This window comes from Pseudomonas sp. R1-7 (assembly GCF_051132105.1).
Classification (GTDB): Bacteria; Pseudomonadota; Gammaproteobacteria; order Pseudomonadales; family Pseudomonadaceae; genus Aquipseudomonas.
Window position 1 is genome coordinate 4,909,856 of sequence record NZ_CP071661.1, and the last position, 25,128, is coordinate 4,934,983.

Below are 25,128 nucleotides of genomic sequence, written 5' to 3' on the forward strand. Positions count from 1 at the left end.
GCTCATGCTCATCCCAACAACCCCAACGCCTTCGCCCGAGCCACGGCCTGGGTGCGGCGCTCGACGCCGAGCTTGCTGTTGATGTGGCTGGCGTGGGTCTTGACCGTGTGCAGCGAAATGAACAACTGCTCGCTGATTTCCTGGTTGGAGCAACCTTGGGCAATCAGTTGCAGCACCGCCCGCTCCCGGCTGCTGAGGGTTTCCACCGATGCCGACGATTCGACCGGCTGCGTCGTCGAGGGTAAACGCTCGAGCAACTGTTGGCGCAATTCGCTGGGCGGCGCCTGCAGCAGTTGTTCGCGTAACCATTCGGGACGCTCCTTCAGCAACCATTCGAACGGTTGCAACACTCCCCCGATGGCGGCCTCGAAGGCCTGGGCCAACGTGCTGCGAGCTTCGGATTCGCGGCCCACGCCCAGCAGCAATGCAACTTTCTGATTGAGCACCATCACGGCGAGCATCTGCCGTCCGGTTTGCTGGGCGTGCTGGAGCAACGCATCGAGCCGCCCTTCGGCCTGCATCGGTTGGCCGCGAATGGATTCCAGCAGGGCCTGCTGCAGCTCGACATGCAACGGAAGTTGCGGATGGAACTCCGGTGGCGCGGCGGCGCGCTCGCCGGTGTAGGTCTGCCCCAGCCGCGCCAGCCAGGCTTCGGCCAGTTCAGTGCGACCCTGGGCCAACCAGAGCTCGCATTTGACCAGTGTAATCATTGCCAGGTAGTAGACCGGCGGAACATCCCAGATATGCATCAGCCGCTCGGCTTCGGCCAGTTCGGCAAAGGCTCGGGCAAACTCGCCCGCATGGCCTTCGACACGAGCGATCACGCAATGGCCGATCAGCACGCTGATATCCCGGCAGGCCCGGGCTTCGGTGAGGCCAGCCTGCAACCGCGCCAACCCGGCCGGGGATTGCATGCGCAGCGTCAACAGGAAACCTTCGTACAAGACCAGTCGCGCGCGCACCGCATACAGCCGTTGGGGCGAGAGCGCGTGCAAGCGCTGCAAGCCCTGCTTCACCTCATCGAGCGCCCTCAGGATTTCGCCTCGCGCCTGCAACACCCGGGCGCGATCGTAATGGGCCAAGGCCTCGAACAGAGGGTTGCCGACCCGCTGCGCCAGTTCCAGGGAATCGCGGTTCAACGCGCGGGCACGCCACAGGTCACCGTCGGCAATCGCCAGGTTCGACAAGGTGGACAAGCACATCAGGCGTTGGCCGTAGCGTTTTTGCGGCAGGCTTTCCAGGGCTTCGGTGCAATAGCGAATGGTGGCCTGGCGATCGCCCCGGCCTCGGGCGACGATGCCGCTCAGCGCCAGCCACTGGGCGAGCATGGATTTATGCGCAGTGGCCGACGGGGCCGGCAGGAAGCGGCTCAAGTGGGCGGCCAACTCCTCGGCAGCATCCAGTTGGCAGGCCAGACCCAAGGCCCAGCTGTAAAGCACGATCAACCGCGGCGTGCTGATGAGCAGGCTGTCTGGCAGGTCCATCTTCCAGCGCAGCAACATGCCGACATTCTGCTCGGCCAGCAGCTGTTCCTCCGAGAGGTTCTGCACCAGGTTCGCCGCTACATCCAGATGTCCGGCCCGCAGCGCCTGCTCCACGGCTTCGTCGATCAAGCCCTGGACATTGAACCAGCGACAGGCGCGCAAATGCAGGGTTGCCGCCGGCACCATGGCTGGCGCGCTGGGCCGGCTGCGCAACAGATCGGAAAACAAATGATGGAAACGATACCAGTGCCCGTGCTCGTCCAGCGGCACGAGGAAAACCTGATGGGCCGCCAGGTATTGGAGAATTTCCTGGCTGTCATGGGCGTCGCGCACCGCATCGCACAGCTCGTTGCAAAAACGTTCCTGAGGAGCGATGTCGTAGAGAAATGCCTGCACTTCGGCGGGCAGGCAGTCAATGACTTCTTCAAGCAAATAGTCACGGATCAGCCCTTCCCCCCCGTGCAGCGCCTGGGGCAGTCGCCCTTCGCTGCCGGCCTCGGAAGCGGCCAACAGCCAGAAACGCAGCCCGGCGACCCAACCTTCGCTGCGCTGGATCAGGTTTTCCAAGGCCTCCCCCCGCAGTGAGCTGCTGTGGTGCTGGAGCAGCGTCTGCGCTTCGTCGTGGGTCAGGCGCAAGTCCTGCTCGTTGAGTTCGAGCAACTGGCGCGACAGGCGCAAGCGCGCCAGGTGCCAGTCCGGCCGCTGGCGGCTGGTCACCAGTACCAGCAATCCTTCGGGCAGGTGGTTGAGGAAAAACTGCAGGCAGCGATCCAGCACCGGACTCTGGGCGAGATGGTAATCGTCGAGCACCAGCAGCAAGGGCACGCGCGGGGATAAATGTCCGGATAACTCATCGAGCAGGCCGTCGAGCCATTCCTCGAAAGCGAAGGGCTGATGGCGTTGGCGCATCTTCAGCAGTCCCAACGCCCGCCCGCCCAACTGGGGGAAAAAGGCCTGGAGCCCTTCGAGCAACCGTTCCAGGAAACGCCCCGGATCGTTGTCCCTGGCACTGAGCCCCAACCAGAGGCTGTGCCAGTGGGCCGGCAAGCCCTGGCAGAACTCCACCGCCAGCGAACTCTTGCCGAACCCCGCCGGTGCACTGACCAACAGCAACCGGCCACCGAGCCCCGCGCTCAGACGCTCGCACAACCGCGGCCGCACGATGTGGCCGTCGGGCAAGGGCGGGCGGTAGAAGCGCCCTTCCTGTACCGCAAAGGCAGCGCGGGAAGAATCCGGGGGTGAAGACAAATCAGTCATGGCCGGCTCTTGTTGGAATGCGGGTGGCGGCGTTGCAGATGTCCGCAGACTAGCTGTAAACGAGGACGTATTGAAGGGAGTGCTACAAATGGCTACAAAAAGGCTACAAATTGTTTATGGCAGTTGTGGCGAGGGAGCTTGCTCCCGCTGGGTTGCGAAGCGACCCCCAAAGCGGACCGCCCTGGCTTATCGGATACCGTGAGAGGGTTTGATCTGGGACTGCTTCGCAGTCCAGCGGGAGCAAGCTCCCTCGCCACAAAAGATTTGTGTTGGCAAAAAAAAACGCCCCGAACCAGTCGGGGCGTTTTTCGAGGATGCGGCCTCGGGCGAAGCGGTTTAGCGAACGCCTTCCTGGCGCAATGCCGCCGGGGTGAAGTCGCTGGTGGACGCGGTGAAGCCGAAGTCGTAGGCCGACTTTTCTTCGTTCTTCATGCCCAGGGCCAGGTAGCGACCGGATTGCAGGTCATAGAGCGTTTCCAGGGCGTACCATGGCACCTGCTTGTCGTAGTAGTTCTCGGCATGGGCCTCAGCCACGCGCCACAGTTGGCCACGACCGTCGTAGTGATCGATGACCGCGGCTTGCCAGGTGTCTTCGTCGATGTAGAAGTCACGCTTGGCGTAGATGTGGCGCTGGCCTTCCTTCAGGGTCGCGGTCACGTGCCAGACACGACGCAGCTCATAGCGCGCCAGGTCCTGGTTGATGTGGCCGGCCTTGAGGATGTCGGCGTACTTGAGCTGCGGCGAATCGATCTTGTGGCTGTTGGAGGCGATGTACAGCTCTTTCTTGCCTTCAAGCTTCCAGTCGTAACGATCCGGCGCGCCGTTGTACATGTCCAGGTTGTCGGAAGTCCGCAGGCCGTCGGCGGCGGTACCCGGGCCGTCGTAGGCGACTTGCGGGGCCTGGCGCACGCGGCGTTGGCCGGCGTTGTAGATCCACGCCTTGCGAGGCTCCTTCACCTGGTCGAGGGTTTCGTGCACCAGCAGCACGGTACCGGCCAGGCGCGCCGGCGCAGTCACTTGCTGCTTGAAGTAGAACAGCACGTTGCCTGGGTTGGCCGGATCGAAGCCCTTGATCTTGTCACGGAACACGAACTGGTCCTGGAAGTACACCAGGTTGTACGAACCGTTGGGTTGCGGCGTGGCCTGGGTCACCAGGCGAGTCACGCTGCCGCCGCGGTAGCGGGTGATGTGGTTCCAGATCACTTCCAGGCCGCTCTGGGGAATCGGGAACGGCACTGCCGTCTCGAAATTCTCCAGGCCGTTGCCTGCGCCCACCAGTTTGGTGTTCACGGCGTTTTTCTTGATGGAAGCCAGCACTTCATCCGGCACGGTGGCGCCGCGATGGGTCGGGTAGACCGGCATCTTGAAGGTTTCCGGGTAGCGCTTGAACATCGCGTACTGGCCCGGGGCGAGCTTGTCCTTGTACTGGTCGACGTTCTGTCCAGTGATGGTGAACAGAGGCTTTTCACTGGCATACGGGTCGGCGAGGAAGCCCTTGCCGTCGACGCTGCCGGCATTCTTGGCCATGGGTTTCCAGGCCGAAATCGAACCATCGGCGTTGCCGGCCATCTCGGCGCCCATCGGCGTCAGGCTCTTTCCCAGCTTATCGGCTTCGGCGGCAGGCACCGCGGCCATGACGCTGGCCGCCAACAGGGACAATCCCAGCGCACCGACTTGCAACAGATTCTTTGTTATTTTCATAGTGTGTCGTCCTGAATACGGTGCTTAGAAGTTCACGCCGACGCTGAGCGCCAGGAAGTCGCGATCATCCACGGTACTGAAATCCCCGCCAAAGAAGTTGGTGTAGGCCAGGCTCGCGTTGTAGGTGTTCTGATACTCGGCATCCAGCCCGAGGCTGACGGCCTTGCGACCTTCCTCGAAGTTGGCGCCAGGACCTGGCGAGTAGCCCTTGACGTCATGGGACCAGGCCACGTTGGGCTTGAGGTTCACACCGGCGAAGACGTCCGGGTAATCCCAGATGGCGCGTGCGCGGTAGCCCCAGGAGTTGGAAGTGGTGAAGCCATCGTTGTTGCAATTGCTGTTCACGGCACCGATGGTCTGGCCGCCACCGGCCGCCGTCGACGTGTTGAGGGTGTTGCAGAAGCCGCCGGGCAGCTCGCCAGGCCCGAACACCGGGTCACGACCGTAGCGCGCCTCGGAACGGCTTTCCAGGCCGCCCACGTGAGTCACGCCGATTTCGCCGACGAGGGTCAGGCGGCTGGCGCCCATGACTTGGTCGAGGAAGTGGGTGAACGTGGTCTGGAACTGGGTGATTTCCTTGCGGCGATAGCCATGCAGGTCCTGGCCAGGCGCGCCGTCCAGCACGGAAGCGTTGCCAAAGCCCGGGATCGGCGTCACACCGGCGAACAGAATATCGGTGGTGCTCAGTTGGACCGGAGCGTTCGGACGGTAGCTCAGCTCACCGCTCCACGCGGTGCCGGTGGGCAGCGTGGTGGAGAAGCTCAGGCCGTAGAGCCGGATATCTTCCGGGTATTCGACGAAGTAGTTCGAGTTGCCCGCCACGATCACCGGACGCAATGCCGCCAGTGGGCCCAGCGGCTGGTTATAGAAACGTGCTGCCGCCCCCGTGGCGCTGAAGATCGGCGCACGGCTGTGGTAGTTCATGAAGTAGGCACCGAACTCGGTGTCCAGCGGCTCGAACATGTACTTCAGGGACGCGCCCCACTGGCCGCTGTCACGGGCATCGCGGTCGGGACCACGACGAACCAGGACGCCTTCCTCGTTTACGTTCACGCCCAGGGCGGTCAAGGTCGGCAGGGCGGCGGCTGGAATGCGCGAACGTTTGTTCAGCACGCGCAGGTTGTCGTCACAACCGTCGGCAATCACATCCGGCTGGGAGAAGAACGTCCCGCAGTTATCCACCACCGTCTGGTCCCACTCGATCTGGTAGAACGCTTCGGCCGACAGGTTATCGGTCAGGCTCTGGGACACGTAGAACATGTTGACCGGGATCAGGCCTTCCTTGACCTCGGCGCCTGGACGACGGAACGCGGACACGTCGACCGGGTTGATGGAGTTGATGCCACCCTGGATGAAGGTGCTCTCACCCCAGCTGACCACCTGCTTGCCCAGGCGGACCGAACCCGGCTGATCGGCAATGGCGTAGTTGTGGTAGACGAACGCATCGAGGAGCTGCACGCCGGACGATTTCGCGCCTTCCTTGCGGTTGTTGTCGCTGATGTCCTTGTACAGGCGGTCTTCGTCCTTGAGCTCGAAGTCGTACCAGTACTTGCCCCGTACAAACACACCGGTGTCGCCGTACTTCAGTTCCAGGTCATGGATGCCCTTGAAGATCTTCGAGAAGGTCTCGCCGCGCTTGAAGTTCAAGTGGCCGTCATCGGAGGTCTGGGACAGGCCCTTGCCACCGTTGTTGACGCCGATCAGGTCCCGATTGGCATCGGCCGTGGACCAGCTCGCGCCGACCGACAGGGCCGAGTCGAACTGGCCTTCGATTTCACCGATGTTGAAGCTGACGCCGAATGCCGGGCCGGCGAGCGAGGAGGCAAGACTGACGGCCAGCGGCAATTTTGCCCGGCGCCAGAAGGTGTTTGCTGAGGTCATCGACGCAACTCCATGTGTTTTATTTTTATGGCAGTGGGTATTTCCGGAAACCCTTCGCCGTGCTGGCACGCGCGTCCCATTCCGAAAATCCTTGAGCGGACTATAGCCAGCGGGTAGTACGGCTTGATCCCTCTAAAGTGTGATTTGCAGCCCTCGACCACTCTGGAACAGTCCTTCGCCAGGCCGACGTTTATCGGCACGGCAAGGATGGCTGAAATTTCCGATTTGACAAGACAAGCGCTTGCTTGGTGGGGCTGCCGTGCCCTTTTCGGGCACGGCAAGGACGCTCAGAGCGTCGAAAGGAAGGTGCTGTTGTTGTTCTGCCATTCGGTGATGTCGACGCGGATACGCTTCTTGTCGAGCTTGCCGACGCTGGTCTTGGGAATTTCAGTAACAAGGGCGATCTGGCTCGGGATCGCCCACTTGCTCAGGTGCCCCAGCTCGACAAACGGCTTGAGGTGTTCCTTGAGCTCGCGAGCCCCGATCTGGTGCCCTTCGCGAATCACCAGCAAGGCAAACGGTCGCTCGCCCCACTGCGGATCAGGGATGCCGACCACTGCTACTTCGCGTACCGCCGCGTGCCGGCTGATGAGGTCTTCCAGGTCCAGGGACGAGATCCATTCGCCGCCAGTCTTGATCACATCCTTGATGCGGTCGCGAATGTCGATGAACCCCATGCCGTCCAGCGTGGCGACGTCGCCGGTGTGCAACCAGCCGCCACTCCAGAGCTCGGCGCCCTTCTGCGGTTCGTTGAAATAACCTTCGGTAAGCCACGGCGCGCGCAACACCAATTCGCCCTGGGTCTCGCCATCGGCGGGAAGGAAGCGGCCCTCGCCGTCGACGATCGCCGCTTCCACCAGCGGCCCCGGCACGCCGGCCTTGATCCGATACGTGATGCGTTCGTCTTCGCCGCCGGCCATCAACTCATCGTTGAGGTGGGCGCAAGACACCAGCGGGCCGGTTTCCGACATGCCGTAGGCGGCGGTGAGCTGGATGCCCTTGGCCTTGGCCGCCTCGTACAGGCTGCGGTTGAGGGCGCTGCCACCAATGACGATTTTCCAGCCGCCGAAATCGGTGTCCTGGGCGCCCTTGGCGTTGAGGACCATTTGCAGGATGGTCGGCACGCAGTGGGAAAAGGTGACCTTTTCCTTGCGCCACAGCTCCACCAGGAACTCCGGGTCGTATCGACCGGGGTAGACCTGCTTGAGGCCGAGCATGGTCGCCACGTACGGCAGGCCCCAGGCATGAACGTGGAACATCGGCGTGATGGGCATGTACACATCGTTGGTGCCCAACAGGCGCACGCTGTCGATGGCGCCCATGATGGTCGACACGCCCAGGGTGTGCAGCACCAGTTGCCGATGGGTGAAATACACACCCTTGGGATTGCCCGTGGTGCCGGTGGTGTAGAACGTGGTGGCGACGGAGTTCTCGTCGAAATCCTGGAAGTCATAGGCGGGGCTGGCAGCGGCCAGCAGCTGCTCGTACTCGCCGACGAGGTCCGGCAGATTGGCAGTCTTGTCCGGCTGGTCGGTCAGCAGCAGCGTCTTTTTGACCGTGGTCAGCTGGCCGGCGATCGCCTGGTACAACCCGACGAACTCGCTGTTGACCAGCACGAAGCGATCCTCGGCGTGGTTCATGGTGTAGAGGATCTGTTCCGGCGACAGCCGCACGTTGATGGTGTGGATCACCGCGCCGATCATCGGGATCGCGAACATGCATTCCAGGTAGCGATGGCTGTCCCAGTCCATCACTGCCACGGTGTCCCCGGCCTTGACCCCGGCCTCGGTCAACACGTTGGCCAGCCGTGCGACACGCTCGATCAGCGTGGGATAGGTGTAGCGCAACTGGTCCCGGTAGATGATCTCGCGGGTTTTCTCATAGCGCGCGCCGGACATCAGCAGCCGCTTGATCAGCAACGGGTATTGGTAAACGCCCTCGGCTGGAGGAATAACGCGAGTCTGCAACATAGGAGTCCCTTTTCTGACTGCACGGTCTTGGCTGGAAAGTAAGCACTCTAAAGCGCTTGTTCGCGGATCAAATCAGCCGAAGGAATGATTTGATCCGCCCGCAAACACTAGCCTTGAGCCATCATCGGGATCCGCTCAACCCGTTCAATGGGCCTCGGTAAACGCCAGTTTCACACCGATGGCGATCAGCACGGCACCCATGGTCCGGTCGAACCAATGGCCCATGCGGGCAAAACCGGCACGCACCCGCGCCTGGCTGAACAGCATCGCCACCATGCAGAACCAGGCCGCCGTGGCCACCGCCAGGTACACACCGTAGCCGGCCTGGATCGCCAGCGGCGTGTGGGGATTGATCACCACGGTGAACAGGGACAGGAAGAACAGCGTCGCCTTGGGGTTCAGCCCATTGGTGACGAAACCGGCGGTGAACGCACCGCGAGCGGTACGTTCACCTGCGTCCTTGTGCAGGTTCTCCTGGGTGGCCTTGGCCGGTTGGGCGCGCAAGGCCTTGAAGCCGATGTAGAGCAGGTACGCGGCGGCGGCCCACTTCAAGGCGTTGAACAGTACGATCGACTGGGACACGATCAGGCCGATCCCCAGCAGCGAGTACCCCACATGCAGGAAAATCGCCGTGCCAACGCCCAACGCCGTCCAGGTCCCGGCACGGCGGCCGTGGGTCACGCTTTCACGGACCACCACGGCGAAGTCCGGACCAGGACTGGCCACGGCCAGCAAGTGGATCAGGGCGACGGTAAGGAATTCGGCGAGGTACATGGTGGGCTCCTTGCGACAATCTCTGTTGAATGAATCCCGTGGCGAGGGAGCTTGCTCCCGCTCGGCTGCGCAGTAGCCGCTTACCCCGGAGGCCTGCTTCGCCGGCCAGCGGGAGCAAGCGCCCTCGCCACGGCAATTTGTTCTGATAGGCTCGCCACATTACGCCTTCAGTCTTTTACATGACAGGTACAGCTGATGACCAATACCGCCCGCGCAGTTTTCCTCGACCACTCTTCCCTGGATCTCGGTGACTTGGACCTGGCTCCATTGCGCGATTGCTTCGCCGAACTGGACCTGTATGCCGGCACCCGCCAGGATGAGGTGACGGAACGACTCAAGGGCGCCACGGTGGCGATCACCAACAAAGTCGTGATCGACGCGGCCGCCATGGCCGCCTGTCCCGAACTGAAACTGATCTTGATCAGCGCCACCGGCACCAACAACGTCGACCTCGCCGCCGTCCGCCAGCACGGCATCACCGTCAGCAACTGCCAGGGCTATGGCACGCCGTCGGTGGCGCAGCACACGATCATGTTGTTGCTGAACCTGGCGACTCGCCTGGGCGACTACCAAAAAGCCGTGGCCGAAGGTCGTTGGCAACAGGCGTCGCAGTTCTGCCTGTTGGATTACCCGATCGTCGAACTGCAGGGTAAGACCCTCGGGCTGCTCGGCCATGGCGAATTGGGCGGCGCCGTCGCTCGGCTGGCCGAAGCCTTTGGCATGCGCGTGCTGCTGGGGCAGATTCCGGGGCGGCCCGCCCGTCCTGACCGCGTTGCGCTGGACCAATTGCTGCCGCAAGTGGACGCTCTGACGCTGCATTGCCCCCTCAACGAGCACACCCGCCACTTCATCGGCGCGCGTGAGCTGGCGCTGCTCAAGCCCGGTACATTCGTGGTCAACACCGCACGCGGCGGCCTCATCGATGAACAAGCCCTGGCCGACGCCCTGCGCAACGGTCACCTGGGCGGCGCCGCCACCGATGTGCTGAGCGTGGAGCCGCCAACCCAGGGCAATCCGCTGTTGGCGGGCGATATACCCCGGCTGATCGTCACGCCCCACAATGCCTGGGGCAGCCGTGAAGCCAGGCAGCGGATCGTCGGCCAACTGGCGGAGAACGCCCGGGGGTATTTCAGCGGTACAGCGCAACGAGTCGTCAATTGATAGACTGCCGCACTTTTTTACAAGGAGCAGACCATGGATCCGCGCAGTGAAGTACTGCTTCGTCAGGCCGAGTTATTCCAGGGCTCGGTCCTGCTCGCCGGGCTGCCTGCCGACGATCTGCTGGGCCGTCTGCCCGAGGCCCATGGTTGGTGCTGGCACGCGGGCGATCAAGCGGCCCTGGATGCGCGCTTTCCGGAGCGCAGCCACTTTGGCGTGAACGTACCCGAGCGCGGGTTCGACACCGCCGTGGTGTTCCTGCCCAAGGCCAAGGACCTCACCGACTACATTCTCAACGCCGTGGCTTCGCGCCTGCCCGGACGCGAGGTGTATCTGGTAGGGGAAAAACGCAGCGGCATCGAAGGCGCATCCAAGCAACTCAACCCGTTCGGCAAACCGCGCAAGCTCGACAGCGCGCGGCACTGCCAACTGTGGCAGGTCACCGTTGCCAACGCCCCCGAGGCCAAGCCGCTGGAAAGCCTGGCGCAGACCTATGAACTGCCATTGGCCGAAGGCCCGCTCAAGGTGATCAGCTTGCCGGGGGTGTTCAGTCACGGTCGACTGGATCGCGGCAGCGCGCTGTTGCTGGAGCACCTGGACAAGCTGCCCAGCGGCCACCTGCTGGACTTCGGCTGCGGTGCCGGCGTGCTGGGGGCGGCGGTCAAGCGGCGCTATCCACACAACACGGTGACGCTGCTGGATGTGGATGCCTTTGCTGCCGCCAGCAGTCGACTGACGTTGGCCGCCAACGGCCTGGAAGCCGACGTGCTGACCGGTGACGGGATCGACGCCGCACCCATGGGCCTGAACGCAATCCTGAGCAACCCTCCGTTCCACGTCGGCGTGCACACCGACTACCATGCCACCGAGAACCTGCTGCGAAAAGCGGCCAAACATCTGAAAAACGGCGGCGAACTGCGGCTGGTTGCCAACAGCTTCCTGAGATACCAACCGTTGATCGAAGAGCATCTGGGGCCCTGCGCAATCAAAGCGGAAGGCCAGGGTTTCCGCATCTACCGGGCCAAGCGCGGCTGACGCGTTGTTGCAAAACAGCGCTTGCCCAATCGGATTTGCCTAGGCAGAATCCGCACCGTCCTAGGGGAGTAGTCTCCCGCGAGCGCCCAGCTCGCCCGGCATACGTCAACATACTTGGTCAGCAGGCCATGGCGTATGCGGCCCAAGCGTCCACGCAGATGGTCGCTGGGTTTGACAAGACCTATGACACGCACACCTTACCCGGGGCGGGAAGGCTGTACGTGTCATAGCCGTGTCGACCCGCCCCTTTTAGGAATTTCCTGATGCTGGACTCTTTCCTCGTACCCACCGCCATCGTTGCGTTGGCCGAAATCGGCGACAAGACGCAACTGCTCGCCCTCATCCTCGCCGCTCGCTTTCGTAAACCGTGGCCGATCATTGCCGGCATTGTTGCCGCGACCCTCGCCAACCACGCGGCGGCAGGCGCGGTCGGGGCCTGGGTCAGCGGGTTCTTCTCCGACGCGGTGTTGCATTGGATATTGGCGGCAAGCTTCGCGGCCACGGCGCTGTGGACCCTGGTCCCGGACAAGCTGGACGATGAAGAGGCGAATACGGCCCGCAAGTTCGGCCCGTTCCTGACCACGCTGATCGCGTTCTTCCTGGCGGAAATCGGCGACAAGACCCAGATCGCGACGGTGATGCTCGCTGCGCAATACCCCGAACTGTGGCTGGTGATCATTGGCACCACCGTGGGCATGTTGATTGCCAACGTGCCGGTGGTATTGGCCGGCAACTTCGCCGCCGAGAAACTGCCCCTGGCCCTCATCCGCCGTCTGGCCGCCTCGGCGTTTTTCATCCTGGCAATCGTAGCGGTGTACAAGGCGATGCAGAGCAGTGGGTGGGTTTGATACCGCGTCATCGCTCATCGCGAGCAAGCTCGCTCCCACAGGGGCTGCGGGTGTCCACAAGATTGTGTACACCGCAGATTTGTGGGAGCGAGCTTGCTCGCGATGAGGCCAGCCGCCTCACCGCAAGGTGATGATTATTTCTTGGCCTGCTGATACAGCGGCATCACCTTCGGAATCGCCGCCTGCAACGAGGCGATCCGGCTGCTTGACGATGGGTGGGTGCTCATGAACTCCGGCGGAGCGCCTTCCGAAGCCTTGGCCATCTTGTTCCACAGGGTGATCGCGGCGTTCGGGTCGTAGCCGGCACGGGCAGCCAGCTCGAGGCCGATCAGGTCGGCTTCGTTCTCGTTGCCGCGGCTGTTGGGCAGGGTCATGCCATAGTTGGCGACCGTGTCGGCCAGCGCCAGGCTGTCCTGGCCCAGGCCGAATATCGCACCGGCACCCTGCTTGGCCATTTCGATGCCATAGGCCTTGGACATCGCTTCACGACCGTGCTCGCGCAAGGCGTGGGCGATTTCATGGCCCATGATCGCGGCGATCTCAGCGTCGGTCAGCTTCAACTGGTCGATCAGGCCAGTGTAGAACATGATCTTGCCGCCGGGACCGCAGTTGGCGTTGAGCTCATCGCTCTTGATCAGGTTCACTTCCCAGTTCCACTGCGCCGAATCCGGACGGAACACAGGCGCCTGGGCGATCAGCCGGTCAGCAATGACCTGCAGGCGCTTGGCGTCGCTACTGGTCTTGTCCAGGGCGCCTTGGGAGCTCGCCTCGCCCAACGTCTTCTGATAGGACTGGGCGTACATCTGGTTGACCTCGGCGGTCGACAGCATGCTGAACATGTACTGCTTGCGCTCCACGCCCACGGCTCCGCCGCTGGTGGTATTGACTGATTGGCAACCGGCGAGCAGCAGAGCCGCGCCCAGAGCGCTCACCATCAAAGTCTTGTTCATACAAAAGAAGCTCCATGGAATCGTGGGCGTATCCTAGGCCTTGATTTGTATCGGCGCCAGATACACAGCGAGGGATTACAAACTTTTCGGACAGTGCCTACTCGTCGGTTCACGACACCCATCCAGCCAAAACAGTCACCCGACGAACAGTGCCTCATGCCGGGCCACGGAAACGCCGATACAGGGACCAGACGTCATTTCAGGTCCGGTGCCTTTATGAAATTCAGATCGATCCAGTTTTCCGTTGCTGCCCTGGCCGGTGCCATCGTGCTCAGCGTGGTCGGCGCCCTGGTGCTGTACGCATTGTTTGCCGGCGCCAGCACCCAGGAAATGGTCCAACAGCGGACCAAGGCGCAATTCGAACAACTCATCGAGCAACGCCTCAGTGCCCTCGCCCACACCCAGGCCAGCCTGATCCAGCGTGAACTCGAAGCACCGCTGTTGCTTGCCCGGGGCCTGGCGACGACCAACGCTATGATGGGCATGAACGGCGCGGACGGCACTCCGCAATTGAAGATGCCACGCGAGCAGATGATCAGCCTGTTGCGCGAGTCCGTGGTGCGCAACCCGAAGGTCCTCGGGGCCTACATCGCCTGGGAACCGAACGCCATCGACCATGACGACGCCAATTACGTGAACAGCCAGGTGCTGGGCATGGAAACCGATGGGCGCTTCCTGCCGTGGTGGTTTCGCAACCAGGACGGCACCCTCGGCCTGGAAAAGCTCGCCGACGTAACGGACCAGAAACTGCTCTCCACCGGCATTCGCGCCAGCGAGTACTACCTGTGCTCCCAGGACAGCAAGAAAGCCTGCGTGATCGACCCGGCGCCTTACCGGGTCGGCAACACCATGACCATGCTGGCGTCGTTCATCGAACCGATCCTGGTCGATGGCAAATTCCAGGGCATCGTCGGCGCCGACCTGTCGGTGAACTTCATCCAAGACATGCTCGTCGCCGCCGACGCCAAGTTGTACAACGGCGCCGGGGAGATGGCCTTGCTCGCCAGCAACAATCGGCTAGTGGCCTTCACCAAGGACGCCAGCAAGCTCGGAGAGAAAGCCAGCGACCTGTTGGACGCCAACGAACTGGACAACCTGACCAAGCTCGGCGTCGGCCAAGTGCGTTACGACATCGATGAAGCCCACGGCCATATCGAGGTGTACATGCCGTTCGGCATCGGCGAGACCAGCGCCCGCTGGACGCTGATGCTGCAACTGCCGCTGGATGCGGTGATGGCCGATCTGCAAGCCTTGCAGAAGGACCTCGACGATCAGCGCGAGACCGATATCTTCGGCATGGCCATGGTCGGCCTCGCGATCGCCGCCCTCGGCCTGCTGGTGATCTGGCTGGTGGGCCACGGCATCGCCCGGCCGCTCAAGCAGATGGTGGCGATGCTCGATGACATCGCCCAGGGCGAAGGCGACCTGACGCGCCGCTTGACCAGTGACCGCGCCGATGAACTGGGCGCCATCGCCACGGGCTTCAATACCTTCCTCAGCAAACTGCAACGGATGATCACCCAAGTGGTGACGTCGGTGCAGAGCGTCAGCGACTCTTCGGAGCACACCGCCGACATCGCGATCCGCACCAACCAAGGCGTGCATAAGCAAATGTCGGAGATCGATCAGGTCGCCACCGCCGTGCATGAAATGACCGCCACCGCCCAGGACGTCGCCCGCAATGCGACCCAGGCCGCCCAAGCCGCCAGCCACGCCGACCAGGCCGCCAGCCAGGGCATGCAAATCGTGCGCGACACCTCCACTTCCATCGGCGCGTTGGCCGTGGAAATCGGCAAGGCCGTCGGCGCGGTGCAAACCCTGGCCAAGGACAGCGAGAACATCAACGCGATCCTCACCGCCATCCGCGGGATCGCCGAGCAGACCAACCTGCTGGCCCTCAACGCGGCCATCGAAGCGGCGCGGGCCGGCGAACAGGGTCGTGGTTTTGCCGTGGTCGCCGATGAAGTGCGCAACCTTGCGCAGAAGACGCAACAGGCCACCGAAGAAATCCAGTCAATGATCCAACAGTTGCAACAGGGCACCCGCGACGTGGTGCGTGTCATGGAAGACAGCCAACACCGCACCGATGAAAGCGTGCAGCACGCGGCCAAGGCAGCCCAGGCGCTGGAAACGATTACCCAGGCGGTGTCGGTGATCAACGACATGAACACCCAGATCGCCAGCGCCGCCGAGGAGCAAAGCGCCGTGGCGGATGACATCAACCGCAACGTGATCAACATCGGCCAGGTGGCGAACGAAGTGGCCAGCGGTGCCGACGAGTCCAGCGCCGCCAGCGCCGGGCTGACCAAATTGGCGGAGCAACAGCGGCGGTTGATCAATCAGTTCAAGGTCTGATCCAACGGCCCCATCGCGGGCAAGCTCGCCCTCACGGGGATTTGTGTGGCCCTCTGTGGGAGCCTGCTCGCGAAGGGGCCGGCTCTGCCGCCAAAGAACTCAAGCCGGCGTCAGGCACTCCGGCCCATTGAGCTTCGGGTCGTTGACCATGTTCGCCAGCACCCGCTCGCGCAATTGCCCCGGCTCGCTCGCCAGCAGCCCTTGCAAGGCATGCAAAGGTGTCTCGGGATCGAGCCACAGCCGCTGGCCCTCTTCATCAAGAATCAACGGACGCCGCTGTCCTGCCGCCGGCTGGGTGATGACCGCCGTGCTCAACCACACCTGTTCCTGCACCGGATACGCTTCCCAGATCGCGGCGAAAAACAACGAAGAACCCTCTCCCGGCGTCAGCCAATACGGGCGTTTACGCGAACCTCCACGCCATTCGTAGAAGCCGTTGGCCGGCAGCAAACACCGACGCAACCGCAGGGCCTCGCGGAACATCGGTTGCTCGGCGACGGTTTCGGCCCGGGCATGGGCCGGTGTGCGGGACAGGTCGGTCAGCCACGGCGGCGTCAGCCCCCAGCGCGCCCGGGCCAATTCGCGCTGGCCATCGGCGCCGGCACGCAGCATCAGAACCGAATCGTTGGGCGAGATGTTCCATTGAGCCTTCTGGTCGGCGGGGAAGCCGGGCAAGGCCGCAAAGGCGGGGTTCCAGCGAAACAAGGCATAACGTCCACACATGGGGTAACACGACTCTCATATCACACGGCGGCCAGCCTAACAGACCAGCGTTCCGGGGTAACTGTCCGGCTCCTCGCCGGGCAACGGCAGCGCGGCATTGTAGGCGGCGATCAGTTCCCGGGCGTATTGCGCCTGTTCATCCTCCACCGCCAGCCCCAACAGCCCATGCATCGGCAGTTCTCCCGCGCCCCCAACCAGGTCACGACCCACCAGATGCGCCGTGATGCCTTCGCTGGCGAGCATGCCTTGGAGCAATTCGCCTTCCATCAGGTTTTCCAGTTCGTAGATTCGCTGCATGGCCGTCCCTCACTCGTTCTCGCTGAAAACCTCGAGGTGCCATTCCTCGCCATGAACCTGAAGCACGAAGGTAATCGGTCGACAACAGACCTGGCAGTCCTCGATATAGGTCTGGTCGCCACCGGAAAGATCCAATGAAGTCTCTACTTCTTCTCCACAATACGGACATTCATATTCAGCAGCTTCCAGCATCGCGGTCTCCCAAGTGACTTGTGCGTATAATCGCCGGTCTATTTGCAGGGCTATTTTCGCCTGGACTATCTTCCAGGCCGTGTCCTGTCATTTTTTTGATCGAACCTTTACTTACCCTAGCGGTTTCCAACAAGAGAGCATGATGGGCGAATTCGATGCCATCCGACCTTACGACGACAGTGAAGTACCAGCGGTGCTGGCACGGCTGCTCAGCGACAAGGCGTTTCTAGATATCCTCACCCACTTCCGCTTCCCGCGCCTGGCCGGCGCGTTCGGCTGGATGCTCAAACCTCTTATAGCGCAGAAACTGCGTCGAGAGTTCGCCGGCGTGACCTCGGTCGCCACGTTGCAAGATAAAGTGGAGTTCTACGTCGACCACACTATCGAGCGCGCCACCGATGGCGTGACCTACACCGGGGTGGAGCAATTCAAGTCCGGCAACGCGTACCTGTTCATCGCCAACCACCGCGACATCGTGATGGACCCGGCGTTCGTCAACTATGCCGTGTACCACGCCGGCCTGCCGACGCCGCGCATCGCCATTGGCGACAACCTGCTGCAAAAGCCGTTCGTCAGCGACCTGATGCGCCTGAACAAGAGCTTCATCGTGCACCGCTCCATCACCGGTCGCCGGGAAAAGATGGCGGCGTACCAGTTGCTGTCGGCGTACATCAACCACTCGATCCGCAACGATTGCGCCTCGATCTGGATCGCCCAGGCCGAGGGCCGGGCCAAGGACGGTGATGACCGGACCGAGTCGGCGATCCTCAAGATGTTCCACATGAGCCGCAAGGACGAGCCGTTCGGCGAGGTCATCCGCTCGCTGAACCTCACGCCGGTATCGATCAGCTACGAGTACGACCCGTGCGACCAGGCCAAGGCCCGCGAGTTGTACATCCGCGCCACCACCGGGACCTACACCAAGGCACCGGGCGAAGACGACGTCAGCATCGCCAAGGGCATCACCGGCTATAAAGGTCGGGTCCACGTGAACTTCTCCGCGCCGATCACCGAGCTGTTCGAAGACACCAAGCAATTGGCGGCGGAGATGGACCGGCAGATTCTCGGCGGTTATCGGCTGTTCCCCGTGCATTACCTGGCCTACGCCCAATGGACCGATGCCGACCCGCAGCTACAGGTGCCGACGGCGGCCGAGGTGTTCGGTGCCGAGGAACTGGCGAAGGCTCAAGAGGAATGGCAACGTCGGCTGGATGCGTGCCCGGTGGAACAGCGACCGTTCCTGGTGCTGCAATATGCGACGCCGGTGCGTAACCAGTATCGGGTCAAGGCGGGGTTGCCGCTTTAAAGCGGCGAGTGTTTTTGGGTGGCGAGGGAGCAGCTCCCTCGCCACCAAAGCAGTTGTCGCCGACTGCGATCAGAGCTGTGTGCTGATCCACGACATCAACAGCGCCACGCCCAGGCAGGCGAATCCGAATCGGTAGAAGAAACGGTTCATGCGCTGCGTGGCCAGATCCAACAGTGCTTCGAATCGTTCATTGCTTTCGCCGGTGCGAGCTTGAAGGCAAGCACGTGCTCGCTGTTCGCGGCGTCGCGTCGCGTGCAATACCCAGCCACCCGGGCAGGCAAACAGCAGCGCGAGCAGGTTGATCAGTTTGGCGGGGTGGGCAGCGAACAGAGAAAACAATTGCAACGACATCACAGACCTCAAGCGAAAAACGGACGCCTTGCGCCCGGGACCTACGAACAGGGCGCGGATTCTACCGAAAGCCTGGCGCGCTGCGTCGGTTTTTCCGACCGGTAACGATCCGCCCAGGCCAGGGCCACAAAAGAAGGTTAATTTTCATGTAACGGTTTCGTCATATGGATAGGCCACCCTGTCGCCCTCCAAACCTGTACGGAATCCCTCATGTTGCACGCCGAAAACCAGGATCGTCTCTATCTCATCAGCCCGAGCGATGAACAACAGAACCTTGTCGGCAGTTTGTCCTTCAACGTGCAGGACCGTCATTGGCTGGTGTATTGCGCCCTCGGCGGTCATCAGCATGCGGACCTCCCGGAGACAGACCTGCTGACCGGGATCAGCGTGCTGGAGTTCTATTCCCAGGCTGCATGAAGACCGCGCCGACAAAAAAGCCCGCTTATGCGGGCTTTTTCGTTCGGGACGCAGCCTTACTCCGCCAGCACCTGACCAATGGTCGGGTCCTTGAACAGACGGGTCAGGGCATCGCTCAATACGTCGCTGACCAGCTTGGTGTTGGTGTCCTGGTTGGGCGCCATGCCGAAGCGCTGGTCCAGGGAAGCGCCGTATCGGCCGCTGTAGCGACGGTTGGCGTTCTGCACATCGGAGCGGAAGGTCGCGCCGATTGTCGCCTCAGTCACGTACATGCCTTCCTTGGGCGACTGGTATTTCAGTTCGGCCAAGGTCACGGTCAGTTGCGGGGCATTCATTGCATTAGCGGTGGGGGTGAAGCCCAGCAAACGCACGGCCGCCTCGGCCTGGGCCTGCAATTTAGGCAGGATCTGCGCACCCTGCACCGTGATCACGCTGGTTTCCGGGTACAGCCCACCACGCGTGCCGAGGGTCGGCGACGGACGACCGTCAACAACCCGCACCACCACCGGCTGGCCGCGACCCACCGGCGCCAGCTGGGCGTTAAGCTTGGGCTCCGGGTTAAGTTGTTGCGGGCTGTGGGCACAGCCGACAAGGGTCAGACTGGTCACTGCGATCAAACCGAACAACAGGCGTTGCAACATGCTCTTCTCTCCAGAATCGGGCACAGACAGGCCGGCAGTATAGCGGTGCGCCATCGCGGCGAACTAGCGTCGCAGCATGAATACTGAAATGTCTGACACGGGTCTGGGTGGGCGGTTCCTGTCACCCCGTTGTCATCGTCCTTAAACCTCGACGTCATGGCTGGCTGTCAGGCTGTGCCCAAGTTCCCCGGATACGGTACCTGACCATGCGCCACCTCATTTCCCTGTTCACCCCGCGCCCGCATCACCGCTGCTTCGCCCTGCTCGACCGCACCGGCCGCTGCCAGGCATTCAAGCAATGCAGCCTGCAGCCCATGGGCGATGGCTGGGTGGAAATCGAAGAGATCCGCCTCAACTGGTTGCATCAACCCTTGCCTGCCAGCGCCCTGGTACAACCGCCTCGTACTCGTGCACGAAACCGCCCGCTGTTGGCCGTCTGACCGCAGGGCTAATAAAAGTCATAAAACACGACCATTTCCGCGCGTTTCTTCGCTACAATCTCCCCCCGATTATAAGGACGTCTCCTGATCGGGCCTCGCAACGCCGCTGATGCGCTTGTATTGGCACCCCGCACCGCCCACAGAGAGCCGCCCACACAGATCGAGTGAAGCTGGCGCTTGCTGTTTTCCTGGCAAATCACCGCTTTTCGCGAATCTGCAGAGCTGTCATTACGCTCGGTCACTGAGCTGTCTGCCCGTTTTGCCTGTCATGTATTGCATGGGGGCAACCAAACCGGGCGCGGTGCCAGGCTGGGACAGCCCTTTTTGAGGTTCACGTCTTCAAAAGAGCGTGAAAAAACGGGTTTTCACAACTTCACAAGAGTGTGGCGAGCAAATGAAGAGTTTTGCGTCTGAACAAGCACCATCAGCGTCTGGAACAGCCCAACGACACAGGACCGGATATCGTTCAAGAACCGCCGCCTGAAGCCTGTCCGCTACGGATTTGGTTGCACGAGCGGATGCCTCGGCCATAAGTCGAATTGCCTGCCCGGCGCTTAAATGAGTTCATGGGACTCTTGAGGCCAGGCCGCATGCATCTGCGAAGTTGCAAAAAAATTGCGAAGATTCGGACATGGCGATTCCTGGCCATGGATACCTGGGGCGCAACTGACCTGCCCCGCTTCCTGGCCGCTATGCCGACAATTTGGTGCTGCAGATTTTGGAGACGCGTTAAATGGCGCATAACGAAGCAGTCGATGTAGTCCTGGTAGGGGCCGGCATCATGAGTGCCACCCTGGCAGTACTGCTCAAGGAGCTCGACCCCGCGATTTCGCTGGAAGTCGCCGAGCTGATGGACTCAGGTGCCGCGGAGAGTTCCAACCCCTGGAACAACGCCGGCACCGGTCACGCCGGGCTGTGCGAGCTGAACTACACTCCCCAGGCCGCCGATGGCAGTGTCGACATCAAGAAAGCCGTGCACATCAACACCCAGTTCGAGGTGTCGAAGCAGTTCTGGTCGTACCTGACCAGGAAGGGTACGTTCGGCTCGTCGAAATCCTTCATCGCCCCAGTGCCGCACCTGAGCTTCGTGCAGGGTGACAAAGGCGTGGAGTTCTTGAAGAAGCGCTTCGAACTGATGCGCCAGCATCACGCCTTCGCCGACATGGAATACACCGAAGACCGCGACCAGATGGCCGAATGGATGCCGCTGATGATGCCAGGCCGGCCGGCTGATGAAGTCATCGCCGCTACCCGCGTCATGAACGGTACCGACGTCAACTTCGGCGCCTTGACCAACCAGTTGCTCAAGCACCTGGGCAGCGCGCCGGACACCCAGATCAAATACTGCAAGCGCGTCACCGGCCTCAAGCGCAAGGGCGACGGTTGGACCGTGAGCATCAAGGACGTCAATTCCGGCAGCACCCGCGAAGTCGACGCCAAGTTCGTCTTCCTCGGTGCCGGTGGCGCCGCGTTGCCGCTGCTGCAAGCCTCAGGCATCGAAGAGAGCAAGGGCTTCGGTGGCTTCCCGGTCAGCGGCCAATGGCTGCGTTGCGACAATCCGGAAGTGGTCAAGCACCACCAGGCCAAGGTCTACAGCCAGGCCGCCGTGGGCTCGCCGCCGATGTCGGTGCCGCACCTGGACACCCGGGTGGTCGATGGCAAGAAATCCCTGCTATTCGGGCCATACGCCGGCTTCACCACCAAGTTCCTCAAGCACGGTTCGATCATGGACCTGCCGCTGTCGGTGCGCGCTGGCAACATCGGCCCGATGCTGGCTGTGGCCCGGGACAACATGGACCTGACCAAGTACCTGATCAGCGAAGTGATGCAGTCCATGGAGCAGCGCCTGGAATCCCTGCGTCGCTTCTACCCCGAGGCGAAAGCCGAGGACTGGCGCCTGGAAGTGGCCGGCCAGCGGGTGCAGATCATCAAGAAAGATCCGAAAAAAGGCGGCGTCTTGCAATTCGGCACCGAACTGGTGGCAGCCAAGGACGGCACCCTCGCCGCCCTCCTTGGCGCCTCCCCGGGTGCTTCGGTGACCGTTTCGATCATGCTGGAACTGATCGAGCGTTGCTTCCCGGAAAAAGCCAAGGGAGAGTGGGCCACCAAGCTCGCGGAAATCTTCCCGGCTCGGGAAAAAGTGCTGGAAACCGATGCAGCGCTGTACCGCAAGATCAGCGCGCAGAACAACATCGCGCTGGAACTGGTTGAAGAAAGCAGCGAAACCCAAAGCTACGCTTGATTCGATCGGTTAGAAAAAACGCCCCGTTCTCCATGAGAGCGGGGCGTTTTTTTTTGCAGCTTTTCGTGGCGAGGGAGCTTGCTCCCGCTGGCCTGCGCAGCAGGCCAGAAACAATCAACCGCGAGCTTTTTTGATCAAATCGATATATTCCTCGGCATTGCGCTGGTCATGGATCAACGCAACGAAATCGTTGCCATGCTCGTCCTTGCCATCGAGGTCGTAGCCGGCCTCGACGAAAAACGCCAGGAAACGCTCGAAGTCGTCGACACGCAGCCCGCGGTAGGCCTTGATCAATTTGTGCAGCGACGGCGACGTAGCATCGACCGGTTCAAAATTGAGGAACAGCTTGATCTGTTCGTCGCCAATCTCGTCACCAATCACTTGTTTCTTGTCTTTACGCATTGCCGGCTCCAGCTCGCACAGTTCACGGGGCGGGCAGTTTACCCCCGGCGGGCGTTGCGGCTCAACGCGGGCGTGCGGTGCCGGTGTGCAGGTCGGCCCAGATATGGCCGTTGGCGTAGCTGAGGAACTGCACGTACACCGTGTCGTTGCGCAGCAGATCGATGACGACTCGGTACTGGGCCTGTGGGTAAGACAGGGTCAGGGTCTTGCTCGCCTCGTCGTACACAGGTTTTTTCAGGCTTTTGCTTTCGCCGTCGAAATTGAGGATCACCTGGCCGATGGTCGCGCCTTTGTTCAACGGCTTGCCTTTGAGGCGCACCATCAATGGCGAGGTGACCGGGATCGGCTGCTGGTTGGAAGGCCGCTGGTTACCCAGCACCACCGAATACTCGGTGACTTGCAGCAACTGCTGCTGTTCGGGCTGCTCCTGGCGGGCCACCAGATCGTCGGGGGGCAGGAATTGGCTGTGCATCGGCGCGGCCATGGCCGTCAAGGGCAGGCTGGTGATCAACAGCAAAGTGGCGCAGCGGCGGATCGATACACGCATGACAGGCTCCGGGGGCTTGGCTGGGCACGCTAGCATCCATGGAAAAAATAAGCGACCCGGGTCAATACATTCGGGGGGTTGGCGCGGCATACTCAAAGGGCCATCAAGCCCGACGCCGAACGCATTGCCTTTGTGGCGAGGGAGCTTGCTCTCGCTCGGCGGCGAAGCCGTCGTAAACCGCTCGACGCGCTCCGTCTGGGGAATTGCGTCAGCTTATTTGGGGCTGCTGCGCAGTCCAGCGGGAGCAAGCTCCCTCGCCACGGGGTGAGTCGCTCGGTGGGGCGGGAGGTATCGCCCGGTTCAATTTCGCCAGGAGTAACCATGTCCTTCTCCGCCCCACCGCTCTTCGCCGCCTGGCGCCAAGCCTGGCGTGCCGGTTATACAATCGAACGCCTGCGCGGCGACCTGGTGGCCGGGCTGACGGTCGGTGTAATTGCCATTCCCTTGGCGATGGCCCTGGCGATCGCCGTTGGCGTGGCGCCGCAGCATGGCTTGTACACGGTGCTGGTGGCGGCGCCCTTGATCGCCCTGACCGGCGGCTCGCGCTTCAACGTGAGCGGGCCGACGGCGGCCTTTGTTGTCATCCTGCTGCCCATCACCCAGCAATACGGGCTGGGCGGCCTGCTGCTATGTACGATGCTTGCCGGCTTGATTCTGATTGCCCTGGGATTGATGCGTGCAGGGCGATTGATTCAATACATCCCTTATCCGGTCATCCTCGGCTTCACCGCCGGAATCGGCGTCGTGATCGCCACGTTGCAACTCAAGGACCTGTTGGGGCTGACCACCGCCGGGCAAGCCAAGCATTACATCGAACAACTCGGCGAACTGATCGTGGCATTGCCCAGCGCACATCTCGGTGACGGCATTATCGGCGCCGCGTGCCTGGCTGTGCTGATTGCCTGGCCGCGCTGGGTGCCACGGGTCCCGGGGCACTTGGTGGCATTGCTGGTGGGCGCGCTGCTTGGACTGGCGCTGGAGCGCGTCGGCCTCCCCATCGCAACATTGGGTGAACGCTTCAGCTATGTCGTCGATGGCATCACCTACCCGGGCATCCCGCCTTTACTGCCGAGTTTCGATTGGCCATGGAACCTGCCGGACGGCCAAGGCAAGGCGCTGGTGCTCTCCTACGACCTGTTCCGCCAATTGCTCGGGCCGGCTTTCGCCATCGCCATGCTTGGTGCCATCGAATCACTGTTGTGCGCCGTGGTGGCGGACGGCATGACCGGAAGCAAGCATGACCCCAACGCCGAATTGGTCGGCCAAGGCCTGGGCAATCTCGTGGCCCCGCTGTTCGGCGGCATCACTGCCACCGCCGCGATTGCCCGTAGCGCCACCAACGTGCGCAGCGGCGCGACATCGCCGTTGGCGGCAATCATCCACAGCCTGGTGGTGTTGGTGGCGATTGTATCGCTGGCACCGCTGTTCAGTTATTTGCCCATGGCCGCCCTCGCCGCGTTGCTGGTGATCGTGGCCTGGAACATGAGCGAGGCCGGGCATGTGGTGCACACGCTGCGCATCGCGCCGCGTAGCGACGTGCTGGTCTTGCTGACCTGTCTCGGCCTGACGGTGCTGTTCGACATGGTGTTGGCCGTCGCCGTCGGACTACTGTTGGCCGCCGGACTGTTCATCAAGCGCATGAGCGAGTTGACCGACAGCGCCGAACTGCCGCGTCATGTGCATCGAGCCTTGCTGGACCTGCCCGACCACGTGCGCTGCTATGCGATCCGTGGGCCATTGTTTTTTGGCGCGGCGGAAAAAGCACTGGATGTGCTGCGCAAGTTCGACCTGGGTGTGCGAGTGGTGATTGTGGACATGAGCGCCGTGCCGATGCTGGACATGACTGCCCTGGCCGCCCTGGAAAGTATCCTGAAGGATTACCGCAAGCAGGGCATCGGCCTGATCCTCGTGGGAACAGCGGCACGGGTGCGCCTGAAAATGCGTCGCGCCGGGGTTCATCGCGAGCAACGCCAGTTGGCGTACGTGCAGACGCTGGAGCAGGCGCGGGTCAAGAGCGAAAAATGGCTGGCCGCGAGCGCCGCGCACTCATGACTGGTTTGACAGTGTGGCGGGGGAGCTTCTTCCCTCGCCACGCAAGCCCTCACGTTATTAGCCCATCAGCCAAACAAGGCTTGATCCAGAAACGCCGGGCCCGTC

The 25,128-nt window shown here is 62.2% G+C and carries 22 protein-coding genes, 1 pseudogene and 1 riboswitch; of the genes and pseudogenes, 10 read left to right on the plus strand and 13 right to left on the minus strand.

Annotated elements, in window-relative coordinates:
• Positions 1-8: 8 nt before the first annotated feature.
• The 5 genes from J3P79_RS22035 to J3P79_RS22055 all read right to left on the minus strand — a co-directional run bounded on the left by J3P79_RS22035 (position 9) and on the right by J3P79_RS22055 (position 9,067).
• On the minus strand, positions 9-2,741 hold the full coding sequence (locus J3P79_RS22035) for a LuxR C-terminal-related transcriptional regulator (protein WP_434605675.1): 2,733 nt from the start codon (positions 2,739-2,741) through the stop codon (positions 9-11).
• Positions 2,742-3,077: 336 nt separating this feature from the next.
• Positions 3,078-4,442 (minus strand): DUF1329 domain-containing protein, encoded by a 1,365-nt coding sequence (locus J3P79_RS22040; protein WP_434605676.1) that lies wholly within the window; start codon positions 4,440-4,442, stop codon positions 3,078-3,080.
• Positions 4,443-4,466: 24 nt separating this feature from the next.
• Positions 4,467-6,323: a DUF1302 domain-containing protein gene (locus J3P79_RS22045; protein WP_434605677.1), complete on the minus strand. Its 1,857-nt coding sequence runs from the start codon at positions 6,321-6,323 to the stop codon at positions 4,467-4,469.
• Between the two features lie 287 nt (positions 6,324-6,610).
• Positions 6,611-8,293 carry a fatty acid--CoA ligase gene (locus J3P79_RS22050; protein WP_434605678.1) on the minus strand — a complete coding sequence of 561 codons (1,683 nt, stop codon included), beginning with the start codon at positions 8,291-8,293 and terminating at the stop codon, positions 6,611-6,613.
• 144 nt (positions 8,294-8,437) lie between these two features.
• Positions 8,438-9,067, minus strand: a complete 630-nt coding sequence (locus J3P79_RS22055) for a LysE family transporter (RefSeq protein WP_039592165.1) — start codon at positions 9,065-9,067, stop codon at positions 8,438-8,440.
• 195 nt (positions 9,068-9,262) lie between these two features.
• On the opposite strand from J3P79_RS22055, the gene J3P79_RS22060 reads away from it, so the two are divergent.
• From J3P79_RS22060 to J3P79_RS22070, 3 genes are all read left to right on the plus strand, one after another.
• On the plus strand, positions 9,263-10,228 hold the full coding sequence (locus tag J3P79_RS22060) for a 2-hydroxyacid dehydrogenase (protein ID WP_434605679.1): 966 nt from the start codon (positions 9,263-9,265) through the stop codon (positions 10,226-10,228).
• Positions 10,229-10,261: 33 nt separating this feature from the next.
• Positions 10,262-11,260 (plus strand): methyltransferase, encoded by a 999-nt coding sequence (locus J3P79_RS22065; RefSeq protein ID WP_434605680.1) that lies wholly within the window; start codon positions 10,262-10,264, stop codon positions 11,258-11,260.
• Between the two features lie 51 nt (positions 11,261-11,311).
• Positions 11,312-11,433, plus strand: a riboswitch (yybP-ykoY riboswitch).
• Positions 11,434-11,523: 90 nt separating this feature from the next.
• A complete protein-coding gene (locus tag J3P79_RS22070) occupies positions 11,524-12,108 on the plus strand; it encodes a TMEM165/GDT1 family protein (protein WP_039592168.1) in 585 nt (194 codons plus the stop codon).
• 134 nt (positions 12,109-12,242) lie between these two features.
• On the opposite strand, the gene J3P79_RS22075 is transcribed toward J3P79_RS22070, so the two are convergent.
• Positions 12,243-13,058, minus strand: a complete 816-nt coding sequence (locus J3P79_RS22075) for a M48 family metallopeptidase (protein WP_434605681.1) — start codon at positions 13,056-13,058, stop codon at positions 12,243-12,245.
• 1,392 nt (positions 13,059-14,450) lie between these two features.
• On the opposite strand from J3P79_RS22075, the pseudogene J3P79_RS22080 reads away from it, so the two are divergent.
• Together J3P79_RS22080 and J3P79_RS22085 are read left to right on the plus strand one after the other, a co-directional pair.
• A pseudogene (locus J3P79_RS22080) lies at positions 14,451-14,507 on the plus strand (hypothetical protein); the annotation flags it as partial.
• 201 nt (positions 14,508-14,708) lie between these two features.
• Complete coding sequence (locus J3P79_RS22085; RefSeq protein ID WP_434611575.1) at positions 14,709-15,413, plus strand: methyl-accepting chemotaxis protein; 705 nt, start codon at positions 14,709-14,711, stop codon at positions 15,411-15,413.
• Positions 15,414-15,512: 99 nt separating this feature from the next.
• Here J3P79_RS22085 and J3P79_RS22090 read toward each other — a convergent pair whose 3' ends face one another.
• Genes J3P79_RS22090 through J3P79_RS22100 form a run of 3 tightly spaced genes read right to left on the minus strand, consistent with a single transcriptional unit; the run spans position 15,513 to position 16,625 of the window.
• Entirely contained in the window at positions 15,513-16,136 is a 624-nt protein-coding gene (locus J3P79_RS22090) for an SOS response-associated peptidase (RefSeq protein ID WP_434605682.1), read from the minus strand.
• A gap of 36 nt (positions 16,137-16,172) precedes the next feature.
• Positions 16,173-16,433, minus strand: coding sequence for a putative signal transducing protein (locus J3P79_RS22095; RefSeq protein WP_434605683.1), 261 nt, complete (start codon positions 16,431-16,433; stop codon positions 16,173-16,175).
• 9 nt (positions 16,434-16,442) lie between these two features.
• Positions 16,443-16,625: a CPXCG motif-containing cysteine-rich protein gene (locus J3P79_RS22100; protein ID WP_030138605.1), complete on the minus strand. Its 183-nt coding sequence runs from the start codon at positions 16,623-16,625 to the stop codon at positions 16,443-16,445.
• Positions 16,626-16,764: 139 nt separating this feature from the next.
• Between J3P79_RS22100 and J3P79_RS22105 the strand changes: the two genes are divergently transcribed.
• The gene (locus J3P79_RS22105) at positions 16,765-17,931 is read left to right on the plus strand and encodes a 1-acyl-sn-glycerol-3-phosphate acyltransferase (RefSeq protein WP_434605684.1); all 1,167 of its coding nucleotides are present in this window, start codon (positions 16,765-16,767) and stop codon (positions 17,929-17,931) included.
• Positions 17,932-18,000: 69 nt separating this feature from the next.
• Here the strand turns inward: J3P79_RS22105 and J3P79_RS22110 are convergent, their stop codons facing one another.
• Positions 18,001-18,282 carry a lipoprotein gene (locus tag J3P79_RS22110; RefSeq protein WP_039592175.1) on the minus strand — a complete coding sequence of 94 codons (282 nt, stop codon included), beginning with the start codon at positions 18,280-18,282 and terminating at the stop codon, positions 18,001-18,003.
• 210 nt (positions 18,283-18,492) lie between these two features.
• On the opposite strand from J3P79_RS22110, the gene J3P79_RS22115 reads away from it, so the two are divergent.
• Positions 18,493-18,699: a hypothetical protein gene (locus tag J3P79_RS22115; protein ID WP_046063543.1), complete on the plus strand. Its 207-nt coding sequence runs from the start codon at positions 18,493-18,495 to the stop codon at positions 18,697-18,699.
• A gap of 56 nt (positions 18,700-18,755) precedes the next feature.
• Here the strand turns inward: J3P79_RS22115 and J3P79_RS22120 are convergent, their stop codons facing one another.
• On the minus strand, positions 18,756-19,340 hold the full coding sequence (locus J3P79_RS22120) for a YajG family lipoprotein (RefSeq protein ID WP_030138601.1): 585 nt from the start codon (positions 19,338-19,340) through the stop codon (positions 18,756-18,758).
• A 206-nt stretch (positions 19,341-19,546) separates the two neighbouring features.
• Between J3P79_RS22120 and J3P79_RS22125 the strand changes: the two genes are divergently transcribed.
• Together J3P79_RS22125 and mqo are read left to right on the plus strand one after the other, a co-directional pair.
• Positions 19,547-19,780, plus strand: a complete 234-nt coding sequence (locus J3P79_RS22125) for a hypothetical protein (protein ID WP_434605685.1) — start codon at positions 19,547-19,549, stop codon at positions 19,778-19,780.
• A 733-nt stretch (positions 19,781-20,513) separates the two neighbouring features.
• Positions 20,514-22,022: a malate dehydrogenase (quinone) gene (mqo, locus tag J3P79_RS22130; protein ID WP_434605686.1), complete on the plus strand. Its 1,509-nt coding sequence runs from the start codon at positions 20,514-20,516 to the stop codon at positions 22,020-22,022.
• A 114-nt stretch (positions 22,023-22,136) separates the two neighbouring features.
• On the opposite strand, the gene J3P79_RS22135 is transcribed toward mqo, so the two are convergent.
• Both J3P79_RS22135 and J3P79_RS22140 read right to left on the minus strand, forming a co-directional pair.
• Positions 22,137-22,424 carry a PA4642 family protein gene (locus J3P79_RS22135; protein WP_434605687.1) on the minus strand — a complete coding sequence of 96 codons (288 nt, stop codon included), beginning with the start codon at positions 22,422-22,424 and terminating at the stop codon, positions 22,137-22,139.
• Positions 22,425-22,485: 61 nt separating this feature from the next.
• Complete coding sequence (locus J3P79_RS22140) at positions 22,486-22,971, minus strand: hypothetical protein (RefSeq protein ID WP_434605688.1); 486 nt, start codon at positions 22,969-22,971, stop codon at positions 22,486-22,488.
• A 321-nt stretch (positions 22,972-23,292) separates the two neighbouring features.
• Between J3P79_RS22140 and dauA the strand changes: the two genes are divergently transcribed.
• Complete coding sequence (dauA, locus tag J3P79_RS22145; protein ID WP_434605689.1) at positions 23,293-25,023, plus strand: C4-dicarboxylic acid transporter DauA; 1,731 nt, start codon at positions 23,293-23,295, stop codon at positions 25,021-25,023.
• Positions 25,024-25,128: the final 105 nt, after the last annotated feature.

Excerpts from the sequence above, each read along its gene's own strand:
- J3P79_RS22035 (WP_434605675.1), bottom strand. The coding sequence starts at position 2,741 with ATGACTGATTTGTCTTCACCCCCGGATTCTTCCCGCGCTGCCTTTGCG.
- J3P79_RS22085 (WP_434611575.1), top strand. The coding sequence starts at position 14,709 with ATGACCGCCACCGCCCAGGACGTCGCCCGCAATGCGACCCAGGCCGCC.
- J3P79_RS22100 (WP_030138605.1), bottom strand. The coding sequence starts at position 16,625 with ATGCTGGAAGCTGCTGAATATGAATGTCCGTATTGTGGAGAAGAAGTA.
- J3P79_RS22105 (WP_434605684.1), top strand. The coding sequence starts at position 16,765 with ATGATGGGCGAATTCGATGCCATCCGACCTTACGACGACAGTGAAGTA.
- J3P79_RS22055 (WP_039592165.1), bottom strand. The coding sequence starts at position 9,067 with ATGTACCTCGCCGAATTCCTTACCGTCGCCCTGATCCACTTGCTGGCC.
- J3P79_RS22070 (WP_039592168.1), top strand. The coding sequence starts at position 11,524 with ATGCTGGACTCTTTCCTCGTACCCACCGCCATCGTTGCGTTGGCCGAA.
- J3P79_RS22135 (WP_434605687.1), bottom strand. The coding sequence starts at position 22,424 with ATGCGTAAAGACAAGAAACAAGTGATTGGTGACGAGATTGGCGACGAA.
- mqo (WP_434605686.1), top strand. The coding sequence starts at position 20,514 with ATGGCGCATAACGAAGCAGTCGATGTAGTCCTGGTAGGGGCCGGCATC.
- J3P79_RS22060 (WP_434605679.1), top strand. The coding sequence starts at position 9,263 with ATGACCAATACCGCCCGCGCAGTTTTCCTCGACCACTCTTCCCTGGAT.
- J3P79_RS22050 (WP_434605678.1), bottom strand. The coding sequence starts at position 8,293 with ATGTTGCAGACTCGCGTTATTCCTCCAGCCGAGGGCGTTTACCAATAC.
- J3P79_RS22045 (WP_434605677.1), bottom strand. The coding sequence starts at position 6,323 with ATGACCTCAGCAAACACCTTCTGGCGCCGGGCAAAATTGCCGCTGGCC.
- J3P79_RS22125 (WP_434605685.1), top strand. The coding sequence starts at position 19,547 with ATGCGCCACCTCATTTCCCTGTTCACCCCGCGCCCGCATCACCGCTGC.
- dauA (WP_434605689.1), top strand. The coding sequence starts at position 23,293 with ATGTCCTTCTCCGCCCCACCGCTCTTCGCCGCCTGGCGCCAAGCCTGG.
- J3P79_RS22110 (WP_039592175.1), bottom strand. The coding sequence starts at position 18,282 with ATGTCGTTGCAATTGTTTTCTCTGTTCGCTGCCCACCCCGCCAAACTG.
- J3P79_RS22040 (WP_434605676.1), bottom strand. The coding sequence starts at position 4,442 with ATGAAAATAACAAAGAATCTGTTGCAAGTCGGTGCGCTGGGATTGTCC.
- J3P79_RS22120 (WP_030138601.1), bottom strand. The coding sequence starts at position 19,340 with ATGTTGCAACGCCTGTTGTTCGGTTTGATCGCAGTGACCAGTCTGACC.
- J3P79_RS22065 (WP_434605680.1), top strand. The coding sequence starts at position 10,262 with ATGGATCCGCGCAGTGAAGTACTGCTTCGTCAGGCCGAGTTATTCCAG.
- J3P79_RS22095 (WP_434605683.1), bottom strand. The coding sequence starts at position 16,433 with ATGCAGCGAATCTACGAACTGGAAAACCTGATGGAAGGCGAATTGCTC.
- J3P79_RS22115 (WP_046063543.1), top strand. The coding sequence starts at position 18,493 with ATGTTGCACGCCGAAAACCAGGATCGTCTCTATCTCATCAGCCCGAGC.
- J3P79_RS22090 (WP_434605682.1), bottom strand. The coding sequence starts at position 16,136 with ATGTGTGGACGTTATGCCTTGTTTCGCTGGAACCCCGCCTTTGCGGCC.
- J3P79_RS22140 (WP_434605688.1), bottom strand. The coding sequence starts at position 22,971 with ATGCGTGTATCGATCCGCCGCTGCGCCACTTTGCTGTTGATCACCAGC.
- J3P79_RS22075 (WP_434605681.1), bottom strand. The coding sequence starts at position 13,058 with ATGAACAAGACTTTGATGGTGAGCGCTCTGGGCGCGGCTCTGCTGCTC.